22 protein-coding genes and 2 pseudogenes are annotated in these 23,603 nt (G+C 44.2%); 22 read left to right on the forward strand and 2 right to left on the reverse strand.

Annotation, left to right across the window (positions count from 1 at the left end):
• The first annotated feature begins 4 nt into the window (after positions 1-4).
• From LIZ66_RS00960 to gltA, 8 genes are all read left to right on the forward strand, one after another.
• A complete protein-coding gene (locus LIZ66_RS00960; RefSeq protein WP_227200013.1) occupies positions 5-1,561 on the forward strand; it encodes an NAD(P)H-hydrate dehydratase in 1,557 nt (518 codons plus the stop codon).
• Between the two features lie 74 nt (positions 1,562-1,635).
• The gene (gene alr, locus LIZ66_RS00965) at positions 1,636-2,802 is read left to right on the forward strand and encodes an alanine racemase (RefSeq protein ID WP_173735606.1); all 1,167 of its coding nucleotides are present in this window, start codon (positions 1,636-1,638) and stop codon (positions 2,800-2,802) included.
• Between the two features lie 137 nt (positions 2,803-2,939).
• Positions 2,940-3,290 (forward strand): type II toxin-antitoxin system PemK/MazF family toxin, encoded by a 351-nt coding sequence (locus LIZ66_RS00970; RefSeq protein ID WP_021926628.1) that lies wholly within the window; start codon positions 2,940-2,942, stop codon positions 3,288-3,290.
• Between the two features lie 159 nt (positions 3,291-3,449).
• Positions 3,450-4,805, forward strand: coding sequence for a hemolysin family protein (locus LIZ66_RS00975; RefSeq protein ID WP_173735607.1), 1,356 nt, complete (start codon positions 3,450-3,452; stop codon positions 4,803-4,805).
• Positions 4,775-5,503, forward strand: coding sequence for a YebC/PmpR family DNA-binding transcriptional regulator (locus tag LIZ66_RS00980; protein ID WP_118578401.1), 729 nt, complete (start codon positions 4,775-4,777; stop codon positions 5,501-5,503). Before LIZ66_RS00975 ends, LIZ66_RS00980 begins: the two co-directional genes overlap by 31 nt.
• Positions 5,504-5,555: 52 nt before the next feature.
• Positions 5,556-6,290: a ClpP family protease gene (locus tag LIZ66_RS00985; protein ID WP_173718685.1), complete on the forward strand. Its 735-nt coding sequence runs from the start codon at positions 5,556-5,558 to the stop codon at positions 6,288-6,290.
• 198 nt (positions 6,291-6,488) lie between these two features.
• Entirely contained in the window at positions 6,489-7,376 is an 888-nt protein-coding gene (locus tag LIZ66_RS00990) for a sulfide/dihydroorotate dehydrogenase-like FAD/NAD-binding protein (protein ID WP_118578399.1), read from the forward strand.
• A complete protein-coding gene (gene gltA / locus LIZ66_RS00995; RefSeq protein ID WP_148462574.1) occupies positions 7,376-8,773 on the forward strand; it encodes an NADPH-dependent glutamate synthase in 1,398 nt (465 codons plus the stop codon). The genes LIZ66_RS00990 and gltA overlap by 1 nt, the downstream gene beginning before the upstream one ends.
• 115 nt (positions 8,774-8,888) lie before the next feature.
• On the opposite strand, the gene LIZ66_RS18865 is transcribed toward gltA, so the two are convergent.
• On the reverse strand, positions 8,889-9,029 hold the full coding sequence (locus tag LIZ66_RS18865) for a DUF6783 domain-containing protein (protein ID WP_306467722.1): 141 nt from the start codon (positions 9,027-9,029) through the stop codon (positions 8,889-8,891).
• Between LIZ66_RS18865 and LIZ66_RS18870 the strand changes: the two are divergent.
• From LIZ66_RS18870 to rlmH, 5 genes and pseudogenes are all read left to right on the forward strand, one after another.
• Positions 8,967-9,164: pseudogene (locus LIZ66_RS18870) on the forward strand (DUF6783 domain-containing protein); the annotation flags it as partial. The gene LIZ66_RS18865 and the pseudogene LIZ66_RS18870 sit on opposite strands and share 63 nt — an antisense overlap.
• Positions 9,165-9,211: 47 nt before the next feature.
• Entirely contained in the window at positions 9,212-10,087 is an 876-nt protein-coding gene (locus LIZ66_RS01000) for an undecaprenyl-diphosphate phosphatase (protein WP_118578397.1), read from the forward strand.
• Positions 10,088-10,157: 70 nt separating this feature from the next.
• The gene (locus LIZ66_RS01005; protein ID WP_173718686.1) at positions 10,158-13,319 is read left to right on the forward strand and encodes an FtsK/SpoIIIE family DNA translocase; all 3,162 of its coding nucleotides are present in this window, start codon (positions 10,158-10,160) and stop codon (positions 13,317-13,319) included.
• A 266-nt stretch (positions 13,320-13,585) separates the two neighbouring features.
• The gene (locus LIZ66_RS01010; protein ID WP_118578395.1) at positions 13,586-13,888 is read left to right on the forward strand and encodes a Dabb family protein; all 303 of its coding nucleotides are present in this window, start codon (positions 13,586-13,588) and stop codon (positions 13,886-13,888) included.
• On the forward strand, positions 13,889-14,368 hold the full coding sequence (rlmH, locus tag LIZ66_RS01015) for a 23S rRNA (pseudouridine(1915)-N(3))-methyltransferase RlmH (RefSeq protein ID WP_173718688.1): 480 nt from the start codon (positions 13,889-13,891) through the stop codon (positions 14,366-14,368).
• A 241-nt stretch (positions 14,369-14,609) separates the two neighbouring features.
• On the opposite strand, the gene LIZ66_RS01020 is transcribed toward rlmH, so the two are convergent.
• Positions 14,610-15,767, reverse strand: coding sequence for a pyridoxal phosphate-dependent aminotransferase (locus tag LIZ66_RS01020; protein WP_173718689.1), 1,158 nt, complete (start codon positions 15,765-15,767; stop codon positions 14,610-14,612).
• 411 nt (positions 15,768-16,178) lie between these two features.
• Between LIZ66_RS01020 and LIZ66_RS01025 the strand changes: the two genes are divergently transcribed.
• From LIZ66_RS01025 to proB, 9 genes and pseudogenes are all read left to right on the forward strand, one after another.
• Positions 16,179-17,120 (forward strand): tRNA dihydrouridine synthase, encoded by a 942-nt coding sequence (locus LIZ66_RS01025; RefSeq protein WP_173718690.1) that lies wholly within the window; start codon positions 16,179-16,181, stop codon positions 17,118-17,120.
• A 79-nt stretch (positions 17,121-17,199) separates the two neighbouring features.
• Positions 17,200-17,748, forward strand: a complete 549-nt coding sequence (locus LIZ66_RS01030) for a DUF2284 domain-containing protein (RefSeq protein ID WP_118578391.1) — start codon at positions 17,200-17,202, stop codon at positions 17,746-17,748.
• A gap of 74 nt (positions 17,749-17,822) precedes the next feature.
• On the forward strand, positions 17,823-18,089 hold the full coding sequence (locus LIZ66_RS01035) for a YabP/YqfC family sporulation protein (RefSeq protein WP_118578390.1): 267 nt from the start codon (positions 17,823-17,825) through the stop codon (positions 18,087-18,089).
• A gap of 32 nt (positions 18,090-18,121) precedes the next feature.
• Positions 18,122-18,181, forward strand: a pseudogene (locus LIZ66_RS19690) (hypothetical protein); the annotation flags it as partial.
• Between the two features lie 17 nt (positions 18,182-18,198).
• Positions 18,199-19,398: a sporulation protein YqfD gene (locus LIZ66_RS01040; protein WP_227200015.1), complete on the forward strand. Its 1,200-nt coding sequence runs from the start codon at positions 18,199-18,201 to the stop codon at positions 19,396-19,398.
• Between the two features lie 76 nt (positions 19,399-19,474).
• Positions 19,475-20,494 carry a PhoH family protein gene (locus LIZ66_RS01045; RefSeq protein WP_118578388.1) on the forward strand — a complete coding sequence of 340 codons (1,020 nt, stop codon included), beginning with the start codon at positions 19,475-19,477 and terminating at the stop codon, positions 20,492-20,494.
• Between the two features lie 171 nt (positions 20,495-20,665).
• A complete protein-coding gene (gene ybeY, locus LIZ66_RS01050) occupies positions 20,666-21,163 on the forward strand; it encodes an rRNA maturation RNase YbeY (RefSeq protein WP_226840922.1) in 498 nt (165 codons plus the stop codon).
• Between the two features lie 220 nt (positions 21,164-21,383).
• A complete protein-coding gene (locus LIZ66_RS01055; RefSeq protein WP_226814800.1) occupies positions 21,384-22,397 on the forward strand; it encodes a DUF3048 domain-containing protein in 1,014 nt (337 codons plus the stop codon).
• A 342-nt stretch (positions 22,398-22,739) separates the two neighbouring features.
• Positions 22,740-23,597, forward strand: coding sequence for a glutamate 5-kinase (gene proB / locus LIZ66_RS01060; RefSeq protein ID WP_173715582.1), 858 nt, complete (start codon positions 22,740-22,742; stop codon positions 23,595-23,597).
• The last annotated feature ends 6 nt before the right edge of the window (positions 23,598-23,603 follow it).

Below are 23,603 nucleotides of genomic sequence, written 5' to 3' on the forward strand. Positions count from 1 at the left end.
CCTTATGAAAAAAGTTGTAACCTGCAGTCAGATGAAGCTGCTTGACCATGGCACTATTCATAATATGCATGTTCCCTCCCTGGTTCTCATGGAGAGGGCAGCACTTGCCACAGCAGAAGAGATCCGGAAATATCTGGAAAAGAAAAACGGTTCTGCTAATTTGAAAAAAGAACGGATTCTGACCGTCTGCGGATCTGGCAATAACGGAGGTGACGGCATTGCCATTGCAAGACTTCTGCATCTGGCGGGAATTCGTTCTGAGATTTATCTTGCAGGAAATCCGGATAAAATGACAGAAGAAACCCGACATCAGTGGGATATTGCCATGAGCTACCAGGTACCGGTAATGAATAACCCTGTATGGGATGAATATACTGTTATAGTAGACGGAATTTTCGGCGTTGGACTCTCCAGGGAGATTACCGGGAATTACAAAGAGATAATTGACCATATGAATGAAGCTCCTGCGTATAAAGTAGCGGTGGATATTCCGTCTGGCATTCATGGAGATACGGGAGCTGTTCTTGGAACTGCTTTTGAGGCAGATCTTACCGTAACATTTGCATATAAAAAACGTGGACTTTGTCTGTATCCGGGAAGAGCTTATGCTGGCAGAATTGTGGTGGCGAATATTGGAATTTATGACCGGGACCGTGATGGCAGTGAGCTTGCAAGCAAGGCTGCCTGGCATATGGAAAAATCTGACGTGAAAACTCTTCCGGCAAGAAAACCATGGGGAAATAAAGGAACATTTGGCAAGGTCCTTCTTGTAGCGGGTTCGAAGGGAATGTGCGGAGCAGCCTGCCTGAGTGCCAGTGCAGCACTTCATGGAGGTGCCGGGATGGTGAAGATCCAGACTGTGGAAGAGAACCGGATTCCTTTACAGAGCCTTTTGCCTGAGGCAATGCTGACCAGCGAATTTGATGAGGAAGCCAATAGGAAAAATTTAAACTGGTGTGATGTGCTGGTGATCGGTCCAGGGCTTGGAACAGAAGGCTCAGGAAAGGAAAGAATGCTTTGGTTCCTGGAAAACGGAGCAAAAGCAGGAAAGCCTGTTATACTGGATGCAGATGGTCTGAATATTCTGGCAATGCATCCACAGTGGATGAAATTCCTAGGGGAACAGACCATTCTCACACCCCACATGGGCGAGATGAGCCGTCTTTGCGGCTTGGATGTATCAGAACTAAAGGAAGACCCTGTAGCCCGTGCTTATCAATATGCAGAGAAAAGTGGCGGTGTTCTGGTACTGAAAGACGCATGTACAGTAGTGACTGACCAGAATGAAAAGCTGTATCTGAATCTTTCTGGTAATTCGGGAATGGCCACAGCAGGAAGCGGAGATGTACTTTCCGGTATTATCGCAGCTGTTCTCTGCATGTATTTAAGCTGTGAGGAAGAACAGGAGCTTTCCTATAAAGCTGCCCTGGCAGTGTATATTCATGGTCTTTGCGGCGATATTGCCAGAGAGAAAAAAGGATCTCACGGCATGACGGCGAAGGATATGATCGAAGCCCTGCCGGAAGTTTTGAAACTGGCAGAAGTTCAGAGTAAAGGATGAGAATTGTGACGTACATTTTGCAGAACGCCTTTTGGGGCATGCTCTGATAAATTTAGAAAATCGAGGAAAATGTTATGGAAAAATACAGTAGAATCAAAGCATTGATTTCTCTTGATGCAATCAGATATAATTTTGAACAGATGAAGAAGAACATAAAAGAGGGAACAAAGATCATCGCAGTAATCAAAGCGGATGCATATGGTCACGGTGCAGTACCTATTGCGAGAATGCTTGAGGAATTTGATTATATATGGGGATTTGCTGCAGCTACAGCCCAGGAGGCATTACAGCTTCGAAGAGCCGGGATCACAAGACCGATTCTGATCCTGGGACTGGTATTTGAAGAATATTATAAGGAACTTGCCGAAAATGATGTGCGCATGGCCGTCTGTGATTATGAGACAGCCAGAAAGTTTAACAAAGCTGCTGAAGCAGCGGGCAAAAAAGGTCTGATCCATCTGGCTGCGGATACCGGCATGACCAGGATCGGATTTAAGGACAGCGAAGAGAGTCTGGAGGAAATCCGCAGAATTGCAGCTCTTCCCAATGTGGAAATTGAAGGTTTATTCACTCATTTTGCAAGAGCAGATGAATACGACCGTACCCCGGCAATGGTTCAGCTGAAACGATATCTTGATTTTGCGGATCTTCTGGAAAAAAATGGAATCCATATTCCACTGCATCATTGTTCCAATAGTGCCGGAATAATCCGTGTACCGGAAGCCAACCTGAACATTGTCCGTGCAGGAATTACCATTTATGGAATTTATCCTTCTGAGGAAGTGGAAAAAGACATTGTAATGCTGAAACCTGTAATGTCACTGAAGAGTCATGTTTCCTATGTGAAAGATGTGGAGCCAGGGGTTCAGGTAAGCTACGGTGGAACCTACACGACAGATCATATTACAAAGATGGCGACGATTCCTGTTGGATACGCAGATGGATACCCAAGAATGCTTTCTAATAAAGGCTGGGTTCTGATACATGGAAAAAAAGCGCCGATCTGTGGCAGAGTCTGTATGGACCAGTTTATGGTAGATGTGACAGAAATCCCGGATGTAAAGACAGGGGATGAAGTGACACTGCTTGGAAAAGATGGGAATGAGGTTATCAGTGCAGATACACTGGGAGATCTGTCAGGCCGTTTTTCCTATGAATTTGTATGTGATATCAGCAAGCGTGTGCCAAGGATCTATATCAGAGATGGGAAAGAGTGCGGCGAGCTGACATATTTTGACTGAGGATATTTAGATTTCCCTTATCTGCTTTGCAAGAACCCGTAACGAATTGCGGGAAAAATACCACACATGTATACACATGAAAAAAGTTGGAAATACTTATTTTCAGAAAAGTAAAAGTAAAACGGAGTGTGAATTGTGTGGTAATTAAAAGAGGGGATATTTTTTATGCGGATCTTCGGCCCGTGGTGGGAAGCGAGCAGGGAGGCATCCGACCGGTACTTATTATTCAGAATGATGTAGGCAACAGACACAGTCCTACCGTGATCTGCGCAGCTATTACATCCAAAATGAACAAGGCGAAGCTGCCCACCCATATTGAGATTGATGCATCGGCCTATGGAATTGAAAAAGATTCTGTAATTTTGTTAGAACAGCTTCGCACCATTGACAAGAGAAGATTAAAAGATAAAGTATGTCACCTGGATGGTCCTATGCTTGACAAGGTGAACCATGCTCTTGAAATCAGCCTGGAGCTTACATTCTCTTGACGAAAAGAAACTTTAGTGATATAGTTGTAAAGTCTCAGCGGCATTGACTGCCGCAATTGCACATTCGTGCTGCTGTGGAATAAGGAATCAGCAGTATGTTTTCGTTACTGCGAAGGTAATAAGCGGTAACGCTGTCTAGGAGGAACAAAGGTTTAATATATGGAATCTGGCAGTAGTATGCCCCTGGCGGGCTTTGTCATTTTATTATTGCTTTTGTGGCTGAATGGTATTTTTTATGGATTTTCAGCTGCAGTGCACAATCTGAGCGAAAACGAAGTGGAGAAACGGGCGCAGGAAGGAGATAAGAAAGCAGTCTTTCTTCTTTCTCTGATCAACAATCCTGTTTCATTTATTAATGCGATTCCGCTGATTGTTATGGCTTCCGGAGTCTGTTTCGGAGCATTTATCGTTCCATGGGCTACCGAGACCTTTCATCCCTACATAAAGCATTTGGCTGCATTGATCCTGGTGCTTGCACTGGTGATCATTCTGCTTGCGTCTCTTGGTATTCTTACATTCAGGAGAATCGGAACCTATCACCCGGAGAAATATGCATATCGGTATATGAAGATTGTAGGATTTTTTACCAGGATCCTGTACCCCTTTACTATGTGCGTAACCTTTATTGCCAAGCTGGCAGCAAGACCATTTGGTGTTGCTTTTAATCAGTCGGAGGATCCGGTGACGGAGGAAGAGATCATTTCCATTGTAGATGAAGCCCATGAGCAGGGTGTCATTGAGGAGAACGAAGCAGAGATGATCCAGAATATCATGGAGTTTACGGACACTGAAGCCAAGGACATTATGACTCATCGCAAAAATGTGATTGCATTTGATGAGGAAGACAATCTTCAGACCATTGTGGATACCATGCTTGAGGAAGGAAATTCCCGTTATCCTGTATTTAGAGAGACGATAGATAATATAGTAGGAATTATTCATTATAAAGATGCTTTGAAATTCCTTACCAGGAATTCCTGGGCAAAGTTCAAACCTCTTAAAGATCTGCCAGGATTGATCAGGGAAGCTTCTTTTATTCCGGAGACAAGGGGAATCAGTGATCTTTTCAAATCCATGCAGATGAAGAAAATTCATATGGCAGTGGTAGTGGACGAGTATGGACAGACTTCAGGAATTGTCTCAATGGAAGATATTCTGGAGGAAATCGTAGGAGATATTCTGGATGAATACGATGAAGACGACAGTACTTTCCGGACGCAGAAGGATAACAGTGTGATCATTGACGCACTGGCGTATCTGGAAGATGTAGCGGAAGAGCTTGGAATTGATTTCGGTAAAGTGGAATTTGAGACCTTAAATGGTTATCTGACGAATCTTCTTGGACATATTCCTACAGAAGATGATCTGGATAAAGAAATTGTTGTAAACGGCTACCGTTTCAGAATTCTTTCCCTTGGCAACAAAACCATCGGAAAGGTGCGGGCCGAAAAGATAAAAAAAGAACCAAAAGGAGAGGATAAAAAATGTCAGGACATTCAAAATTCGCAAACATAAAGCACAAGAAAGAAAAAAACGATGCTAAAAAAGGAAAAATCTTTACCATCATCGGCCGTGAGATCGTAATGGCTGTTAAAGCAGGTGGTCCGGATCCGAATAACAATGGTAAGCTTCGTGATGTTATTGCAAAGGCAAAGGCAAACAACATGCCAAACGATACCATCGAGCGTGGTATTAAGAAAGCAGCCGGCGCTGATTCCGCAGACAGTTACGAGAAAGCTGTATACGAAGGCTATGGCCCGAATGGTGTTGCCATCATTGTTGAGACTCTGACTGATAACAAGAACCGTACAGCCAGCAACGTAAGAAACGCTTTTACAAAGGGTAACGGAAGCATTGGAACCCAGGGCTGTGTATCCTACATGTTCGATCAGAAGGGCCAGATCATCATCGACAAGGAAGAGTGCGAGATGGACGCTGACGAACTGATGATGACTGCTCTTGATGCAGGTGCTGAGGATTTCAACGAAGAAGAGGACAGCTATGAAGTTCTCACTGCTCCGGATGATTTAGGTGCAGTACGTGAGGCTCTTGAGGCCGCAGGCGTTCCGCTTCTTGAGGCACAGGTTGCCATGATCCCGCAGACAACTGTTGAACTGACAGATGAGAAATCCCTTAAGGATATCCAGAGAATCCTTGATCTTTTGGATGATGACGATGATGTAACAGATGTATGGCATAACTGGGACGAATAATTTAATCAGATTTGCAGATAATACCTCCATACGATTGTGTGGAGGTATTTTTATGCAGCAAAGAGAAGATAATGAAGCAGAAAGCGAAAAAAAAGAATCTGTGGAAAAAGAAGAACAGCAAAATAAGCAGATCCGTGATATGGGACAGGTTATTTTAAATGAAAATTCCAATAAATACAAAGTGGAACTTCTGACGATCATCGGTGAGATAGAGGGTCATGAATCGGCGCCGTCTCACAGCAAAACTACCAAATATGAGCATGTTTTGCCAAAGCTTGCCATGATCGAGGATGACAAGTCTGTGGACGGGCTTCTGGTTTTACTTAATACTGTGGGCGGTGACGTGGAAGCTGGTCTTGCCATTGCAGAGATGATCGCCTCTTTAAGCGTGCCAACAGTGTCCCTGGTACTTGGCGGCGGTCACTCCATTGGTGTTCCCATGGCTGTATCCGCAGATTATTCTTTTGTAGTTCCCAGTGCCACCATGGTGATCCATCCTGTTCGCACAAATGGCATGTTTATTGGTGTTGCCCAGTCCTACCGCAACATAGAGAAAATCCAGGACCGGATCACCACCTTTATTTCCAGTCATACCCACGTGCCCCAGGAAAGACTGGAAGAACTGATGCTGGACACTACGCAGCTGGTAAAAGATGTGGGAACTATGTTAGAAGGTCCGGAGGCAGTGAAAGAAGGTCTGATAGATGAAGTTGGAGGAATGAAAGAAGCTCTTGGAAAATTATATGAATTAATTGGTGAAGAGAAAAGCAAATCCCCCGAAAAATGAAAAATTATACATTTTTTGGAAAAATATAAGAAAAACAGGAGAATTTTATTTTACTAACCTGTCTTTTTGTGCTATAGTGTTATAGGATATGACCGACACAAGTGTCCATACAGCGGACATATACATGAAGTGACGGTTAAATATAGGTTACTGCCCGCGGAGTGAGCAGCAACAAATATAGTACTTCAGGAGGGAACTATGTATAAGATACTCAACGCAGAGAAACTTTCTGCAAATGTTTTTCTTATGGATGTGGAAGCTCCTCGTGTGGCTAAGCATTGTCTGCCTGGCCAGTTCGTCATCGTGAAGATGGACGAAGTAGGAGAGAGAATTCCGCTTACAATCTGCGACTATGATGCAGAGAAAGGTACTGTAACAATCGTTTTCCAGCCGGCTGGTGCTTCAACAACCAGAATGGCCCAGCTGAAAGCAGGCGATTACTTCGAAGATTTTGTTGGACCTCTGGGACAGCCATCTGAACTTTGCCATGAAGATCTCGAAGAGCTTAAGAAGAAAAAAATCGTTTTCGTAGCAGGTGGTGTTGGTACAGCTCCTGTATATCCTCAGGTGAAATGGCTTCACGAGCATGGCATTACCGCTGATGCGATCGTTGGTGCCAAGACAAAGGATCTCCTTATTCTTGAGGACAAGATGAAAGAAGTATGTAATCTGTATGTTACTACAGATGATGGTTCTTATGTACGTAAAGGTATGGGTACAGATGTACTTCGTGACCTTGTGCAGAACCAGGGCAAAGAGTATGATCTCTGCGTTGCAATCGGACCGATGATCATGATGAAATTTGTCTGCCTGTTAACAAAAGAACTGAACATTCCTACAGTTGTCAGCATGAACCCGATCATGGTAGACGGAACCGGTATGTGCGGAGCCTGTCGTTTAATGGTTGGAGGCGAAGTGAAATTTGCCTGCGTAGACGGACCGGAATTTGATGGACATAAAGTTGATTTCGACCTTGCCATGAAGAGACAGCAGATGTATAAGACCGAAGAGGGACGTGCTCTTCTGAAGCTTCAGGAAGGCGATACCCATCACGGCGGATGCGGACATTGTGGAGGTGACAAATAATGGCAGATGTATTAAAGAAAGTACCAGTCAGAGAGCAGGCTCCTAAGGTTCGTGCTACTAACTTTGAAGAGGTTTGCCTTGGTTACAATAAAGAAGAGGCAATGGAAGAAGCAAACAGATGCCTTGGCTGTAAGAAAGCAAAATGTATGGAAGGATGCCCGGTATCTATCAATATCCCAGGCTTCGTTCATGAAGTAAAAGAAGGAAACTTTGAAAAAGCTTACCAGATTATCGGTGAGTCCAGTGCTCTTCCGGCTGTCTGCGGACGTGTATGTCCTCAGGAGACACAGTGCGAGGGTAAATGTATCCGTGGTCTGAAAGGGGAAGCTGTTTCCATTGGTAAACTGGAGCGTTTCGTTGCTGACTGGGCGAAGGAGAATGGTATTAAGCCAGTTCCGGCTGCACAGAAGAACGGACATAAAGTTGCAGTTATCGGTTCCGGACCTTCCGGACTTACCTGCGCCGGAGATCTTGCAAAGATGGGTTACGATGTAACAATTTTCGAGGCACTTCACAAAGCAGGTGGAGTTCTTGTTTATGGTATTCCGGAATTCCGTCTTCCAAAAGACAAAGTAGTTGCTGCAGAGGTTGAGAACGTAAAATCTCTGGGTGTTAAGATTGAGACCAACGTTATCATTGGTAAATCCGTAACAATCGATGAGCTTCTTAAAGATGAGGGATTTGAGGCTGTATTTATCGGATCCGGTGCCGGACTTCCTATGTTCATGGGAATCCCGGGTGAGCAGGCTAACGGTGTATTCTCCGCTAACGAGTACCTGACACGTAACAACCTTATGAAAGCATTCCGTGAGGATTATGATACTCCGATCGCACATGGCAAGAAGGTTGCTGTTGTTGGTGGTGGTAACGTTGCTATGGACGCTGCAAGAACTGCACTTCGTCTTGGCGCAGAGGTACATATTATTTATCGTCGTTCAGAAGCAGAGCTGCCTGCACGTAAAGAGGAAGTTCATCACGCAAAAGAAGAGGGCGTACAGTTTGATCTTCTCTGCAATCCTGTTGAGATCCTTACAGATGACAAAGACTGGGTAACCGGTATTAAATGTATCCGTATGGAGCTTGGCGAGCCGGACGCTTCCGGAAGAAGACGCCCTGTTGAGATTCCTGGTTCTGAGTTTACCATCGACGTTGATACTGTTATCATGTCCCTTGGTACAAGCCCGAACCCGCTGATTTCTTCTACAACCATCGGTCTTGATGTAAACAAGAGAAAATGTATCATTGCTGACGAAGAGTTTGGTAAGACTTCAAAAGAAGGCGTATATGCTGGTGGAGATGCTGTTACAGGTGCTGCCACTGTTATCCTTGCTATGGGAGCAGGTAAAGCAGGTGCACGCGGCATCGATGAGTATATTAAGAGCAAATATGCAAAATAAAAGCTGCTGGCCTCAAAATGGACAGTAACAAATATATGCACCTTTTTTCTGAAAAGTAAGAAGGTGTGAGTTCCCTGTCTGGGATTTCGGTTTGAAATCTCAGGCAGGGTTTTTTCTATATATTATAGCGTGTTTGAAAAATCATTCCTGCAATCTGCACGCCCCACTTTGCGGTGTATTTTGCCCGAATTCGGTTGTCGTAGCCCGCTACGACGCCCTCATCCAGACAAAATCTCCCACAAAATGTGACGCACATCTTGCAGAAAACCTTTTTCAAACACGCTCTAGGAAAGTTGCAAGTGAACAGGAATTGATTTCACGCCGCAGACAAAACAGTCGTTCGATTAAAGTTGTATCTTTGCCTGCTTTGTGGTATAATAGGTACGCTTGACGGGTTTTCGCGGCCCGTCTTATCCCAAAGAAAAGGAAATATTGAATATGTCAGTTTTACAGGCGATTTTATTAGGAATTGTTCAGGGAATCACGGAGTTTCTTCCTGTGAGCAGTTTCGGACATCTGGCAGCCATAGAAAATGCAATGGGAATTACACGAAACACTGCAGTCCTTTTTGAAGTGCTTCTTCACATAGGCACGATGGTGGCAGTTTTTTTTGCATTCCATGAGGATCTTCGCCGGATCGGAGAGGAGCTTCTGGGCATGATCATGGATATAATCGGGAATGTAAATATCTATTTTCACAACAGGAAAACCGGTGAGAATCTCCACTATGCCAGAGTGGTGCACGGAACATACCGTAAATTTACAGCGATTATGGCTGTATCATTTATTCCCACAGCATTGCTTGGATACATTTGCAGAAGACTGGTGACAAGAGCGGCGATTTCCCCGCTTCTTCCAGGAGCATGTATCCTTGTGACAGGAGTGTTTCTTCTTGTGACAGACCTCAGTAATATCGGTGGAATCAAGACACCGAAAGATGTGACTTATGACAATGCCATGTGGATTGGAATTTGTCAGGGGATTTCCGTATTTCCAGGTATATCCAGATGTGGAATGACGATTTGTGCAGGCTTATTATGCGGTTTCAGCAGGAAATTTGCAGTGAAATATTCTTATCTTATCAGCATTCCGGCAGTTCTAGGCTCTCTTTTTCTGGAGCTTGGACAGTTTACCACGCCAAAGATGAGTGTGTCTCTTGGATTTACCTATGTCTTTGGTATGATCGTGGCGGGAGTAGTTGGATATTTTATGATACGCAATCTGCTCCGCATTTTGCAGCATGCGAAACTGCGCTATTTCGCATTTTACTGTTTTGTGGCAGGAGCCATAGCGCTTATTAGCAATTTTGCATAACTGTCCGGCAGGAAAGCTTACAGAAACACGGATCGGTTACAAATTTGCCTGATGAAGGGGGAACTTTTTAATGGCAGCGTCTAATACGCCGAAGAAATCAACAACCAAACGTGGTACATCCGCGAAGAAAAAATCTTCCGCACGTACCCAGTCTAAAAAGAATACAGCAGGAAAGCAGTCAATATCCAGCGGCTTTCAGACGGAAATCATACTTCTGGTGCTGATGGCGGCAGCGATCATTCTTATGGTAAGTTGTGTCGGACTTGGTGGAAATGTCGGAGGAAGCATCAGCAAGGTACTCATGGGAGTAATGGGACTGATGGCTTATATTTTTCCCGTTGTACTTTTTATTATGGCAGCATTTCTGATCTCCAATAAGGGAAATGTGCTTGCTTATAAAAAAACAGCCGCCGCCGCAGTTCTGTTTCTGATCTGCTGTGGACTGGCACAGCTTTTTACAGAAGGCTATACAGAGAGTACAACTCTTGCAGAATATTACAGGATCAGTTCTGAGTATCGTACTGGTGGCGGAGCCATTGGAGGCGCAATCTGTATTTCTACAATCTCCGCATTTGGAACCATCGGTGCTTATGTGATCATTGTACTTGTGATCCTTGTATGTTTGATCCTGATCACGCAGCATTCTTTCCTGGGATTTTTGTATAAGATTTATGATAAGATCCTGGAAGCTGTGAAGGGGCAGCAGGCGCTCTATCAGGAGGGAGCACCGGAGCGTCAGCTGAAGAAGCAGCTGAAAGTCCAGCAGCGCCAGCTGGCAGCCCAGGAGCGCCGTGAGAAAAGGATGCAGGAGCTGGAAGCTGCACTTGCCGAAGAAGGGATTACTTCAGATATGGTGGAAGAACCATCCCGTTTTGAGAAAAAGGCAGCCAAACAGAAAGGGAAAAAGGCTTCCAGGACAGCTGGAAATGATTCCAGGGCAAATTCCCGGATGAGAATGCGTGGAAATAACCAGGCCCGGGGCAGAAGAGGAGAAAACCTGGATTCTACAAGCTTTCTTGCAGGGACAGATTTATTTGAAGATAGAAATTCCGAGGAAAGCGGGGAATCTGTGGATCAGGAATTTCCTTTAAATCCAGAGAATGCCATGAATCCGGGAGATGCAGGATCACTGGAGAATATGACTACAGTGAATGGAGAATTTTCCGAGAGTGCTTCTGCTCAGAATCTTCCGATTAATACAGGAAAGTATGTGGATATCAGTGAGTATCGGGTCCAGGATGATGATCTGTCAATTGATGACAGATCATCACAGGAGGAAACACAGCTGCAGTTTGCAATTCACCGTTCTGAGCCAGAGCAGTCAGACGAGCCAGATCTGAATACGAGCGCCTCCTCTGGACAAGATGATCCTGTACCGTCATATTCTATGGAAAAGGATACCACGGAAGAGGACGGTACTGTCTATATGAAAAATCCAGTTAGCAGTGACCAACCAGCTGAGGCAGAGGAAGAAGAAAACAGTTATGATGGAGTGGATTTTAATGAAGCTATGGCTACCATGCAGAATGCAGTTGCTTTGACGAGAGATACTTCTGGCGCAGCAGGTGGCGCTGCCCATGGATCTCCGGCAACTTCTGGCTTCCACTCTTCTGAAGCTTCTGACGAAATGGCAGCGGGGAATGGAGTTTCGGATGAAACTACTTCCCGTCAGTCGGCGAAGAATCCTAAGTCTTCCAGGCAGGAGATTGCCAACGGAATTGTAAATATCCAGCATGAGATCAAAACCCAGGAAGCGGCGGTGAAAAAGGAATATCAGTATCCGCCTGTGAATCTTCTGAAACGTGGAAATGGGAAATCCCAGGGAGATTCTGATTCCCATCTTCGAAAGACAGCTCAGAAATTACAGGAAATCCTGTATAATTTCGGAGTAAATGCCAAGGTTACAAACGTAAGCTGCGGACCTACAGTTACCAGGTATGAGCTGCAGCCGGAAATGGGTGTAAAGGTAAGCAAGATCGTAGGTCTCTCTGATGATATCAAGCTGAATCTTGCCGCGCCGGATATCCGTATCGAAGCTCCGATCCCGGGTAAAGCAGCTGTAGGTATCGAGGTACCAAATAAAGAACACAGTGCGGTTATGCTCCGTGATCTGATCCAGAGCCCGGAGTTTATGAATGCCAAATCCAAGCTGGCTTTTGCTGCTGGTAAAGATATTGAGGGTAAGACGATCGTGGCAGATATTGCCAAGATGCCCCACCTTCTGATCGCAGGTTCCACCGGATCTGGTAAATCTGTTTGTATCAATACACTTATTATCAGTATTTTATATAAAGCCAAGCCAGACGAGGTTAAGCTGATCATGATTGACCCGAAAGTGGTAGAGCTTAGTGTTTATAATGGTATCCCGCATCTGTTCATTCCGGTTGTCACAGATCCGAAGAAAGCTGCGGGGGCTCTGAACTGGGCAGTAAATGAGATGAGTAACCGTTACAATACTTTTGCAGAGTATGGGGTACGAAATCTGGAAGAGTTTAACCGCAAGATTGAGAAGATGAAGTTCCCGGAGGGAGAGCAGCGCCCTGAGAAAATGTGTCAGATCGTCATTATCGTAGATGAGCTTGCAGACCTTATGATGGTTGCACCAGGGGATGTGGAGGACGCTATTTGTCGTCTGGCCCAGCTGGCCCGTGCTGCAGGCATCCATCTGGTTATTGCTACCCAGAGACCGTCTGTCAATGTTATTACCGGTCTTATTAAGGCGAACATGCCGTCACGTATTGCCTTTGCTGTCACTTCCGGTGTGGACTCCAGAACCATTCTGGATATGAACGGCGCAGAGAAGCTTCTTGGTAAAGGAGATATGCTGTTTTATCCGCAGGGCTACCAGAAGCCTGCCAGACTGCAGGGAGCCTTTGTTTCAGATGACGAAGTCAGCAATATTGTGGATTTCCTTGCAGATAAAAATCCACGGACAGATTACGACAATAAGATTGAACAGCAGATGAACAATGCGGTTCTTACAGCTGGCGGAAGCTCTGGCGGCAATGAGCGAGATGTCTATTTCGAGCAGGCGGGTAAGTTCATTATTGAGAAGGAAAAGGCTTCCATCGGTATGCTGCAGAGAATGTATAAGATTGGATTTAACCGCGCAGCCCGTATTATGGATCAGCTCTGTGACGCTGGGGTAGTAGGTACTGAAGAAGGTACGAAGCCGCGTAAGGTACTGATGAGTATGGATGAGTTCCAGACTTATGTGGAAGAGCATTTGTAAAAATTTATATGATACCAGTGTCAAAAGGTCAAAAAGCCGTTCGTGCTTGCACGATAAGGCTTTTGAACTTGGGACACGCCAAATATGAGAAAGTAGCGATTTACGCAGTAAATCAGCGGATTTCGAATATTTGGAGGATTGCGGGAGCAGCGTAGCTGCGTAGCAATCCGGGTATCAAATGAGTGTCAAAAGACCTTTTGACACTCATATCATTTATATAAATTGGTATAACAGTTAAGAAAATATATGTAAAGGAGACAATAAAAATGGTAAAACATATGGTAATGTGGTCATTTAAAGAAGAGATTCCTGAGGAGAAGAAGCCTGAATTAAAAGCACAGATCAAAGAACATCTTGAAGGTCTGGTTGGTGTTGTGCCAGGGCTCATTAAGGCAGAGGTTGTTACAGACCTTCTTCCATCCAGCACACGTGATTTGTGCCTGATCACTGAGCTGGAGAGCGCTGAGGCACTGGCTGCCTATGCAGTAAATCCGAATCATGTTCATGTTGCGGACACTTACGTAAGACCAAATGTATGCGACCGTGTAGCAATGGACTTTGAGGTGTAAATGGAAATTCGTATTATCACAGTTGGAAAAATTAAAGAGAAATACCTGAATGACGGAATTGCAGAGTACGCCAAGCGCCTTGGCCGCTACTGTAAGTTGAATTTTATCCAGGTGCCAGATGAGAAGACTCCGGATAAAGCTTCCGATGCGCTGAACCGTCAGATCAAAGAGACGGAGGGCAATCGGCTTCTTAGCCATATTCGCGATACAGATTATGTGATTACACTTGCTATAGAGGGTAAAATGCTGGATTCTGTAGAGCTTTCTGACCTGATTGCCAGATTAGGCGTTCAGGGAAAAAGCAGCATTGCCTTTGTGATCGGAGGATCACTTGGGCTTTCTGATGCTGTTTTGAAACGGGCAGATTATAAGCTCAGTTTTTCAAGAATGACGTTTCCGCATCAATTGATGCAGATGATTCTGTTGGAACAAATTTACAGGGGATATCGGATTATGAATCATGAGCCTTATCATAAATAATGAGATTTCATTTTTGTAAAGTTCCATAAATGATAATTACAGACACAAGAACTCCCAGATGTTAGAGCATGTTCGAGGCAGCTAACATCCGGGAGTTTATTAGTTTACACGAGCAATCAGTCAAAACCTAAAGCCGACGTTTGTGTAAGTTTCTGGCGATTGCTGCCATAACGCGCAAAACGTGTGGTGTACGGTTTGTTAAAGCTTGCAATATATTTGAAGATAAATTTGGAAGTGGTACTTAAATTCCACTTGTACGGATAGATTCCACAGCCTCTTTGATTTTCTCTGGTGGAAGTACCAGCGCGAAGCGCACATATCCTTCCCCATGAGGACCAAAGCTTGCGCCAGGAGTAACGATGACACCGGCTTTTTCCATTAATTCCATACAGAATGCCATGCTGTCCGTGCGTTTTCCCGGAAGCTTTGCCCATACGAACATAGTTCCTTTGCCGTTTGGCTTCTCCCAGCCAATGGAAGCAAGTCCGTCACATAGAGCATCACGGCGTGCCTGGTATTGTCTGCATTGTTCTTTTACGCTGTCAAGAGGTCCCTCAAGAGCAGCGATAGCAGCTTTCTGGATTGGCAGGAACATACCGAAATCGATCTGGCTGCGAAGCTTTTTTAGAGCAGAGATGATTTCTGGATTTCCAATGAGAAAGCTGATTCTGGCGCCGGTTACGTTAAAGGATTTGGAAAGGCTGAAAAACTCAACACCAACCTCCCGCGCACCAGGAGTGGCAAGAAAACTTCCACCTTCCACGCCATCAAAGATAATGTCGCTGTATGCATTGTCATGGATAATTACAATATCGTATTTTTTTGCAAATGCAACAATTTCTTCATAAAGTCCTGGTGTGGCAATGCTGCCTACCGGGTTGGATGGAAGAGAGACTACCATGTAACGGGCCTTGCGAGCCACATCTTCCGGAATATCCTTTACATATGGCAGGAAATCATGCTCTGCTACAAGCGGGTAGTAGTAAGGAACTGCGCCTCCTAATTTGCTTCCTGCTGCGAAAACCGGATAGCACGGATCTGGAAGAAGAACCACGTCTCCCTCGTCGCATAAAGTCATGCCAAGATGTCCCATGCCTTCCTGACTGCCATAAACGGACATTACCATATCCGGTGTGATTTCCACATGGAAGCGCTTCTTGTAATATGCACAGACCGCATTCAGAAGCTCAGGCAGATCGCGGAGACTGTAACGCCAGTTCTGATCGTCAGCAGCAGCTTCCATCAGTGCTTTCTTAATATGATCCGGTGTATGGAAATCCGGCGTTCCAACACTCATGTTGTAGATCTTCTTTCCCTGTTTCTCAAGTTCAAGCCGCCTTTCATTGAGCGCGGCAAAAATTTCATCTCCAAATAAATTCAGTCTTTTGGAAAAATTCATCGTAAGTAAGCCTTCTTTCTCTCAAAATGCCAAACCAATAGGTTTATGCTAAAATCCTGTTTATTTTATCACAGTACTACAACAGAGTGCAAGACAAAAATGTATTTTCGGGCAAGACATTTGTATTGCTAATAGCAAACGAAAATGGATGGCTGCCGTGCACTGCCAGATTTAGGGGTAAAGTTCTTTTTTGTATAAATTTTAGAAAAAAATAGCAGCAGACACTTAAGAGGGCATTGTCTAAAAATAGAGAAACGTGTATAATTGGCTATATCAAACCAAGGGAGGAAAAGAAAATGAAGAAGTTTCTCGAAGAATTTAAGGAATTTTTTGCATGGTGAAAGCTCTGAATAAAGCAGCTGAGAAAATCCCCCCCCCTTGATTTGAATAAAAAGACATGCGAGGACATAAATGAAAGACTACATGGCCCCTATGGAGGGCGTGACAAACTTTGTATACCGCCGGACTTATCACCGGTTTTATCATCCCATGGATAAATATTTTACTCCGTTTATTTCTGCCAAGCCGAAGAAAAACCTGAGCTTCCAGGAAATTTGCGAGGTGTCACCGGAGCGGAATGAGGGAATGTACGTGGTTCCCCAGATCCTGACCTGCAATGCAGATGATTTTATCCGTACTGCCCAGCTTTTGAAAGATGATTACGGACACCAGGAAGTGAACCTGAATCTTGGTTGTCCTTCTGGAACAGTTACAGCGAAGGGAAAGGGTGCCGGATTTCTGGCAGAGCCCCAGAAGCTGGATCAGTTCCTGGATCAGATTTTTTCGAAACTTGATATGAAAATTTCCATAAAGACCAGAATTGGAACTCACTACGAGGAAGACTGGGAGTATCTGCTGGCCATTTATGAAAAATATCCCATTCATGAACTGATCATCCACCCAAGGATTCAGACAGATATGTATCGCGGAGTGCCGCGGCTCGGAGCTTATGAGAAGGCTGTAAACCGTCTGAAAATGCCACTTTGCTATAATGGGAATCTGTTTTCTGCAGCTGATTATAAGCGGATTACAGAGCGTTTTCCAGACACTTGCTGCTTCATGTATGGAAGAGGGCTGATCACGAATCCGGGGCTGGTAACTGAGATCCGGGAAGGCATTCGTCCGGATAAAAAGACAGTAAGAGAATTCCATGATTGTCTTTTCGAAGAGTATCGGGAACTTCTTTCCGGCGAACGGAATGTGCTGTTCCGTATGAAAGAATTATGGAGCTATATGGCCGTTAATTTTACAAATTATGAGAAATATGCCAAGAAAATCAAGAAATCCCAGCATCTGTCAGAGTATTCGTCTGTGGTATCCAGTTTATTTGCAGAGCAGGATTTGATAGATTAAGTATTTTGGATATTTAGAACGCTGAAAGGATCCCCCTTGGCGGGCTAAATAGCAATAAATAATTCGAAAGAGGAATAACATGTTAAATACCGATCGTTTTGAAGAATTTATATCTCAGTATCCCATTTATGAATACCGCCTTGTGGATACTGCTGAAATAGAGGTAAGAGAGCGGGTGCGGATCATCTGCAAACAGGAGTGTGAGCGTTACGGCACTACCTGGGCCTGTCCCCCTGCTGTGGGCAGTCTGGAAGAATGTGGGAAGCGAATCCACAGTTATCCAAATGGAATCCTTTTTTCCAGTGTGGCAGAGGTTTCCGATGTGATGAACATGGCGGAAATGCTTGCTACCCGAGATGCTCACGAGGAGCTGACTACAGAGGTAGCCGGATTTTTGAAAGGGGAGGGATTTGAGACATTTACCTTGTCCACTGAATCCTGCGATCTTTGCGAGCATTGTGCCTATTTAGACGGAAAGCCCTGTCGCTTCCCTGAGAAAATGCATCCCTGCCTGGAAAGTCACGGTGTAGTGGTAAATGAGCTGGTAGAGCATCATTCCATGGAATATAATCTTGGCGGAAATACCATTCTGTGGTTTTCCCTGGTGCTTTTTCGCCAGAGAGCGTGATCTGTTAAATATAAATCAGAATGAAAAGAAAACCTCCCGCATAAGCTAGAGATAAAGACCGGGAGGCTTTTTTTATGTCTGTATCAGAACGTTTTATGACAGCTATGGAACTTCCTGGTGACCTGTCCTGTAAAGCCCCTATTATAACGATTACCGGACCGTCGCAGGTACAGATTGAAAATTATAAAAGCATCTTATCCTATACAAGCGAGAAATTAATCGTGGTTACCTGCCAGGGACGCGTGATCCTTCAAGGGAAAAATCTGGAAATATTTCATTACACTACTTGGGAAATGGAAATAAAAGGGCAGATTTTGTCGGTAATGTTAGAGCGTGTTTGAAAAATCATTTCCGCAATCTGTATGCCCCGGTTTGCAGTATATTTCACCTGAATTCGGTTGCCGTTCGGCAGTACATTGTAAATCCAATATAAATGGAGGCGAGATTAAAATGAATGACCCCGAAAAAATACTCCATGGATTTTTAGAACTTTCAGTATCCGGTGACCAGCTGGAACGTTTCCTGAATTTGTGCCATGCCAGAGCTGTCTCTTTGGAAAGAATCCGTTATCTGTCAGAAAAAAACATAACAACTCGCATCTCCATAAATGATTTCCGAAAACTCCTTCCCATACATAGAAAGACCAGAGTCCGTATCCATATTCTAAAAAAAAGAGGTTTGCCGTTTTTGCTGCTCAGAATCCAAAAACGTAAGTGCTTTACAGCCGGGTTCCTTCTTTGTGTGGTCTTGCTGCTTTGGCTCTCTGGCCACATCTGGAATATCCACATTGATGGAAATGTAAAAAATTCCACCCCTCAGCTTCTGGAATTTCTGGACCAGCAGGGAATTACCCATGGGATCCGTAAAAATCAGGTTAACTGTACCCGGATTGCCGACCTTCTCAGGAAAAACTACCCGGATATTACTTTTGTTTCCGCCAGGGTTCAAGGTACCCGGCTTCTTCTTACCATTCAGGAAGAAAACCTCACAGAAGGTATCCGGCAAACAAAATCTCCATGCAATCTGATTTCCAATCTGGATGGGAAAATTGTGAATATGGTTATCAGAAATGGAACTCCACTTGTTAAAACTGGAGACATTTGCAAACAGGGTGATATTCTGGTATCTGGCGAGGTGCCAATCCTGAATGACAGCCAGGAGGTTGTACGTGTGGAATATGTTCCGGCAGACGCAGACATCTATGTGCGCCATCAGATTGCCTATTATCAGGAGGTCCCCCTTTCCTATGAAAAAAAGGTTCAAAGCGGCACTTCAAAAACCAGCTGGTATTTTCGTGTTGGTGACTTCGTTTTTGGCGCAGATACAGGAAAAAAATCCAGATATATAACCTCAACGGAAGAAATCCCCTGGAAACTTACCGAGAATTTCGTCCTTCCTTTTTCCCTGGGAAAAATCACCCGAACACCTTATAAGATACAGAGCACAGTTTACACGAAAGAACAGGCTCAGAAGAAAGCAGTGCAGCAGCTGAGAATATATGAACAAAAACTTCTGAATAAAGGAATCCGGATTGCAGATTCCCGGTTGTCTGTCACATTTGACAGTACAAATTGTACTGTGCAGGGTACATTGACAGTAGATGAAAAAAGCGGAAAGAAGCAGAATATAGAATTCAGTCAGGAATCATAAGTGTTGAAAAACAATCTTTAGAGTGGTATACTTTTACCCAGAGATATTTTTGAACAGACACAAGGAGGAGCAGTTTTTGAAATCCACGAATATAGAGATTGACTCATTAGATATTTTACAGGAGCTTTTTGGAATCAATGATAAGCTGATCAAGGTGATTGAGAATCGTCTTGGCGTATCCATTACCCAGAGAAATTCCTGCATTACCGTAAGTGGGACTAATGACGGCAGGATACATTCAGCTGTGAATATTATTGAAGCCATGAAGGAAGCTCTTGAAAAACAGCAGCAGCTTTCCGTGGATATGATCCATCGTTTTCTGGATGAGACCGAGGAAGAGGATGACAGCGAGGAGGATATTGCAGACAGCACCCGCAAGGTGCTGGGGGATGCAGTGACTTTGAATTATAAGAATATTCCAATTCGAACTAAGACAATTGGACAGAAAAATTATATCACTGCTTTGAAGAACAATACGGTTACTATCTGTATCGGACCTGCCGGTACAGGTAAAACATACCTGGCAGTTGCTTATGCGGCAGAGCTGTACCGGAATGACGAGATTGAGAGAATCATTCTCAGCCGTCCGGCCATTGAAGCGGGCGAGAAGCTTGGTTTCCTTCCGGGAGATTTACAGGAGAAGGTTGATCCTTATCTGAAGCCGCTTTACGATGCACTAAATGACGTATTCGGGCCAGATCAGGCTGCGAAGTTAAGAGAACGGGGAATCATTGAGGTTGCACCTCTTGCATATATGCGAGGCCGTACTTTGAATAACAGTATGATCATCATTGATGAGAGCCAGAATGCCACACTTCCTATTTTGAAAATGGCACTTACCCGTATTGGTACTGGTTCTAAGATGATTCTTACCGGCGATGTAACACAGATCGACCTTTCCAAAGAGACGGATTCCGGACTTCAGAAGTGTGCTTCTATTTTGAAAAATGTAGACGATATTGCTACTATTTCCCTGACGAACCGTGATGTTGTCCGCTGCAAGATCGTGAAGGACATTGTTAAAGCATTTGAGAAAGAGGAAGCGAAAGCCCAGGAAAAGACCCAGAAGCGGGCAGTTCGGCGGACAAGCCGGTAATTGGGAAGCCAGGACAAGATTTTCAGTAAATGACAATCAATATCCTGTGGGAAGATTAATTTGAAACTGAAATGTGAATTTTACAGAATAATTCAAACAAAATAGTAAAATTGAACATATGGTGTCGCCTGTTTGAGAAATCAGGCAGATGTCATACAGGAGGAATAAGTTTTGGTAACAATAGAATACGAATGCGAGACCGATTTTGACCTTGGACTTGACTGTCCGGCGCTTGCGAAGATGGTTGCAGAGAAGGTGCTTGACATGGAGAAATGTCCATGGGATGCACAGGTAAATTTGGTTCTCACAGATAATGAAGAGATTAAAAGGGTAAATACAGAGTTCCGTGGCATTGAGAGAGCTACTGATGTTCTTTCTTTTCCAATGCTGCCATTTGAAACACCGGCAGATTATTCTGTGGCTGAAGATGATGAGTCCTGCTTTGATCTTGACAGTGGAGAGCTTCTTCTGGGAGATATTATGATTTCTGCAGAACGTGCTGCTGCCCAGGCAGAAGAGTATGGACACAGTGTAAAGAGGGAATTTTGCTTCCTAGTTGCACATAGTATGCTACACCTTCTGGGATACGATCACATGACTCCGGAGGAAGCCGCAGATATGGAAGCACGCCAGGCGAAGGCACTGGAGGAACTTGGAATTACCCGTTAAATTTTTTTGTGCATGACCCTATAGCTGGAGAGGCTTTTGCTGTTTGCCGTGAATAAGTTACTATGAAAGTTCCGGATGGCAGTTGCAAAGCGACTGATTTTCATATAAGGTGATGTCATCAGCAGGTGGCATTACCATTCCGGATGTATTTATAAGTGGCGGTTTCTGCAGTTTCTGTTCAGTTAGAAGGTTAAATATATATGCATAAGGAGGAGAAGACATGAAGAAAAAAATATTTAAACTTCTCACAGGAATGTTGCTTTCCTGCGCACTTGCAGGATCCACAGTAGCGGTACAGGCAGAGGAAGCCGGGACAGATACCGTGAAGAGTTATCTTACCGGAGAGGATGTATCTGTCGGCATTGGCCACAGACGTCCCATCGCAGTTATGCTTGGCAACGATACCAATGGCGCTCCACAGAGCGGAACTGAGAACGCAGGAGTCATTTATGAAGCACCGGTAGAGGGAAGCATCACCCGTCTCATGGCGATCATCGAGGACTATGACAATATTCCAAGGATCGGTTCTGTGCGAAGCTGCCGTGATTACTTCCTGTTCTATGCAAATGAGTATGATGCCATCTATTCTCATTATGGACAGGCTGTATATGCACTTCAGTATCTGGACCAGCACCTGATCGACAATCTGAACGGACTTACACTTGGAAATGCTTACTATCGCAGCACTGACCGTGTAGCACCGCACAATGCTTACACTGATTTCTCCCATCTTCAGGCAGGAATCCAGAGCCAGGGCTATAGCCAGGATTATAAAGAGGACTATAATGGTCATTTCCAGTTTGCACCGGAAGGAACTGAGACAACCCTGGATGACGGAGTTTCTGCAAATGTTGTGAAGCTTGATAATTTCGCTTATAACCATCCGTGGTTTGAGTACAATGCAGAGACTAAGGAGTACAGCCGCTTCCAGTTTAATGCACCGCATATTGACCAGAACACAGGTAATCAGCTGACATGTGAGAATATTATTTTACAGTATTCCAACTATGTTCCATATGATCCAAATGGTTATCTGAACGTAGATACCCAGTCCGGAGGTGAGGGCAAATACATCACCAGAGGCAAGGCAATCGACATCCACTGGACAAAGGATTCCCAGTGGGGAATCACTCATTATTATGATTCCAATAATCAGGAGATTCAGCTGAATCCTGGAAAAACATGGGTCGAGATCGTGCTGAATGATTCTGTAGGTTCTGTGTCTTTACAGTAAAATAAATTAAAAATGGAGAGGGACGTCATAAGATAAGGCGTTCCTCTTTTGTATTTACGTGAAAAACATGCTCTAGAGCCTGTCTGCACGAGCGCATGATGCAAATGAACGCGTTTTGACTTGATTTGCAAAAGTGATAGGACGATCAAAACACGGTAGAGCTCTTTCAGACTATGCAATATTTTACAGAAACAATAATTCTACACGTTAAAATGTGAAATTTTTCTGAAATTAAGAACTGTTTACCTGAAACCATGGACGAAATGAAAAAAATGATGTAAGATAAGAAATTGATATGTATGAAAACTACATGGAAACATAATAACGGAGTTGACAAATAAAATGAATGATCGGGAAAGACTGAAAGATAAAAAACGTATTGTAATCAAGATTGGAAGTTCCTCTCTTACCCATGCTGAAACTGGCAAGCTGAATCTTCGGAAACTGGAGATTCTGGTAAGGGAATTGGGCGATCTTCGAAATCAGGGTAAGGATGTGGTTCTGGTATCTTCAGGAGCCATCGCTGTTGGAGCAGCAGCTCTTGGATTTAAAGAGAAGCCACAGGAGCCTCGTCAGAAGCAGGCGTGTGCAGCGGTTGGACAGGCCAGACTTATGATGATTTACCAGAAGCTGTTTGGAGAATACAATCAGATGGCAGGTCAGATCCTGATGACCAAAAATACCATGGTAAACAACGCCAACCGCAAAAATGCAGAGAACACGTTTAATGAGCTTTTATCCATGGGTGTGATCCCTATTGTTAATGAGAATGACTCTATTTCCACCTATGAGCTTCAGTCTCTGGAAAAATTCGGAGACAACGATACCCTTTCTGCAGTGGTAGCTGCTCTTATAGGGGCAGATCTTCTGATCCTTATGTCAGACATAGACGGACTTTTTACAGATGATCCGAATACAAATCCAGATGCGAAATTTATTGACATGGTAGAAACATTGGACGATGAACTTCTTAACATGGGAAAATGCTCCTCCGGAAGCAAAGTGGGCACTGGAGGAATGGCTACCAAGCTTACAGCTGCCAGAATTGCCACAGCTGCCGGTACCGACATGGTAATTGCCAATGGCGGCGATTTTCATAATATTCACCGCATTGTGGAGGGCGACCCCTGCGGTACATTGTTTGTTGGAAAGAAAAAGGAAGAGTTTTTCCTGATCGATTATATTGAAAAATTGCTGTAACTGTTC

Origin of the sequence: Blautia faecis (genome assembly GCF_020554845.1) — a bacterium.
Classification (GTDB): Bacteria; Bacillota; Clostridia; order Lachnospirales; family Lachnospiraceae; genus Blautia_A; species Blautia_A faecis.

Coding starts and splice junctions, on each gene's coding strand:
- LIZ66_RS01035 (WP_118578390.1), top strand. CDS start 17,823: ATGTCTGTATCAGAACGTTTTATGACAGCTATGGAACTTCCTGGTGAC.
- alr (WP_173735606.1), top strand. CDS start 1,636: ATGGAAAAATACAGTAGAATCAAAGCATTGATTTCTCTTGATGCAATC.
- LIZ66_RS01000 (WP_118578397.1), top strand. CDS start 9,212: ATGTCAGTTTTACAGGCGATTTTATTAGGAATTGTTCAGGGAATCACG.
- LIZ66_RS01030 (WP_118578391.1), top strand. CDS start 17,200: ATGTTAAATACCGATCGTTTTGAAGAATTTATATCTCAGTATCCCATT.
- LIZ66_RS01055 (WP_226814800.1), top strand. CDS start 21,384: ATGAAGAAAAAAATATTTAAACTTCTCACAGGAATGTTGCTTTCCTGC.
- rlmH (WP_173718688.1), top strand. CDS start 13,889: ATGGAAATTCGTATTATCACAGTTGGAAAAATTAAAGAGAAATACCTG.
- LIZ66_RS18865 (WP_306467722.1), bottom strand. CDS start 9,029: ATGTGCGTCACATTTTGTGGGAGATTTTGTCTGGATGAGGGCGTCGTA.
- LIZ66_RS00975 (WP_173735607.1), top strand. CDS start 3,450: ATGGAATCTGGCAGTAGTATGCCCCTGGCGGGCTTTGTCATTTTATTA.
- proB (WP_173715582.1), top strand. CDS start 22,740: ATGAATGATCGGGAAAGACTGAAAGATAAAAAACGTATTGTAATCAAG.
- LIZ66_RS00990 (WP_118578399.1), top strand. CDS start 6,489: ATGTATAAGATACTCAACGCAGAGAAACTTTCTGCAAATGTTTTTCTT.
- LIZ66_RS01010 (WP_118578395.1), top strand. CDS start 13,586: ATGGTAAAACATATGGTAATGTGGTCATTTAAAGAAGAGATTCCTGAG.
- LIZ66_RS00985 (WP_173718685.1), top strand. CDS start 5,556: ATGCAGCAAAGAGAAGATAATGAAGCAGAAAGCGAAAAAAAAGAATCT.
- LIZ66_RS01020 (WP_173718689.1), bottom strand. CDS start 15,767: ATGAATTTTTCCAAAAGACTGAATTTATTTGGAGATGAAATTTTTGCC.
- LIZ66_RS00980 (WP_118578401.1), top strand. CDS start 4,775: ATGTCAGGACATTCAAAATTCGCAAACATAAAGCACAAGAAAGAAAAA.
- LIZ66_RS01040 (WP_227200015.1), top strand. CDS start 18,199: ATGAATGACCCCGAAAAAATACTCCATGGATTTTTAGAACTTTCAGTA.
- LIZ66_RS01025 (WP_173718690.1), top strand. CDS start 16,179: ATGAAAGACTACATGGCCCCTATGGAGGGCGTGACAAACTTTGTATAC.
- gltA (WP_148462574.1), top strand. CDS start 7,376: ATGGCAGATGTATTAAAGAAAGTACCAGTCAGAGAGCAGGCTCCTAAG.
- LIZ66_RS00960 (WP_227200013.1), top strand. CDS start 5: ATGAAAAAAGTTGTAACCTGCAGTCAGATGAAGCTGCTTGACCATGGC.
- LIZ66_RS01005 (WP_173718686.1), top strand. CDS start 10,158: ATGGCAGCGTCTAATACGCCGAAGAAATCAACAACCAAACGTGGTACA.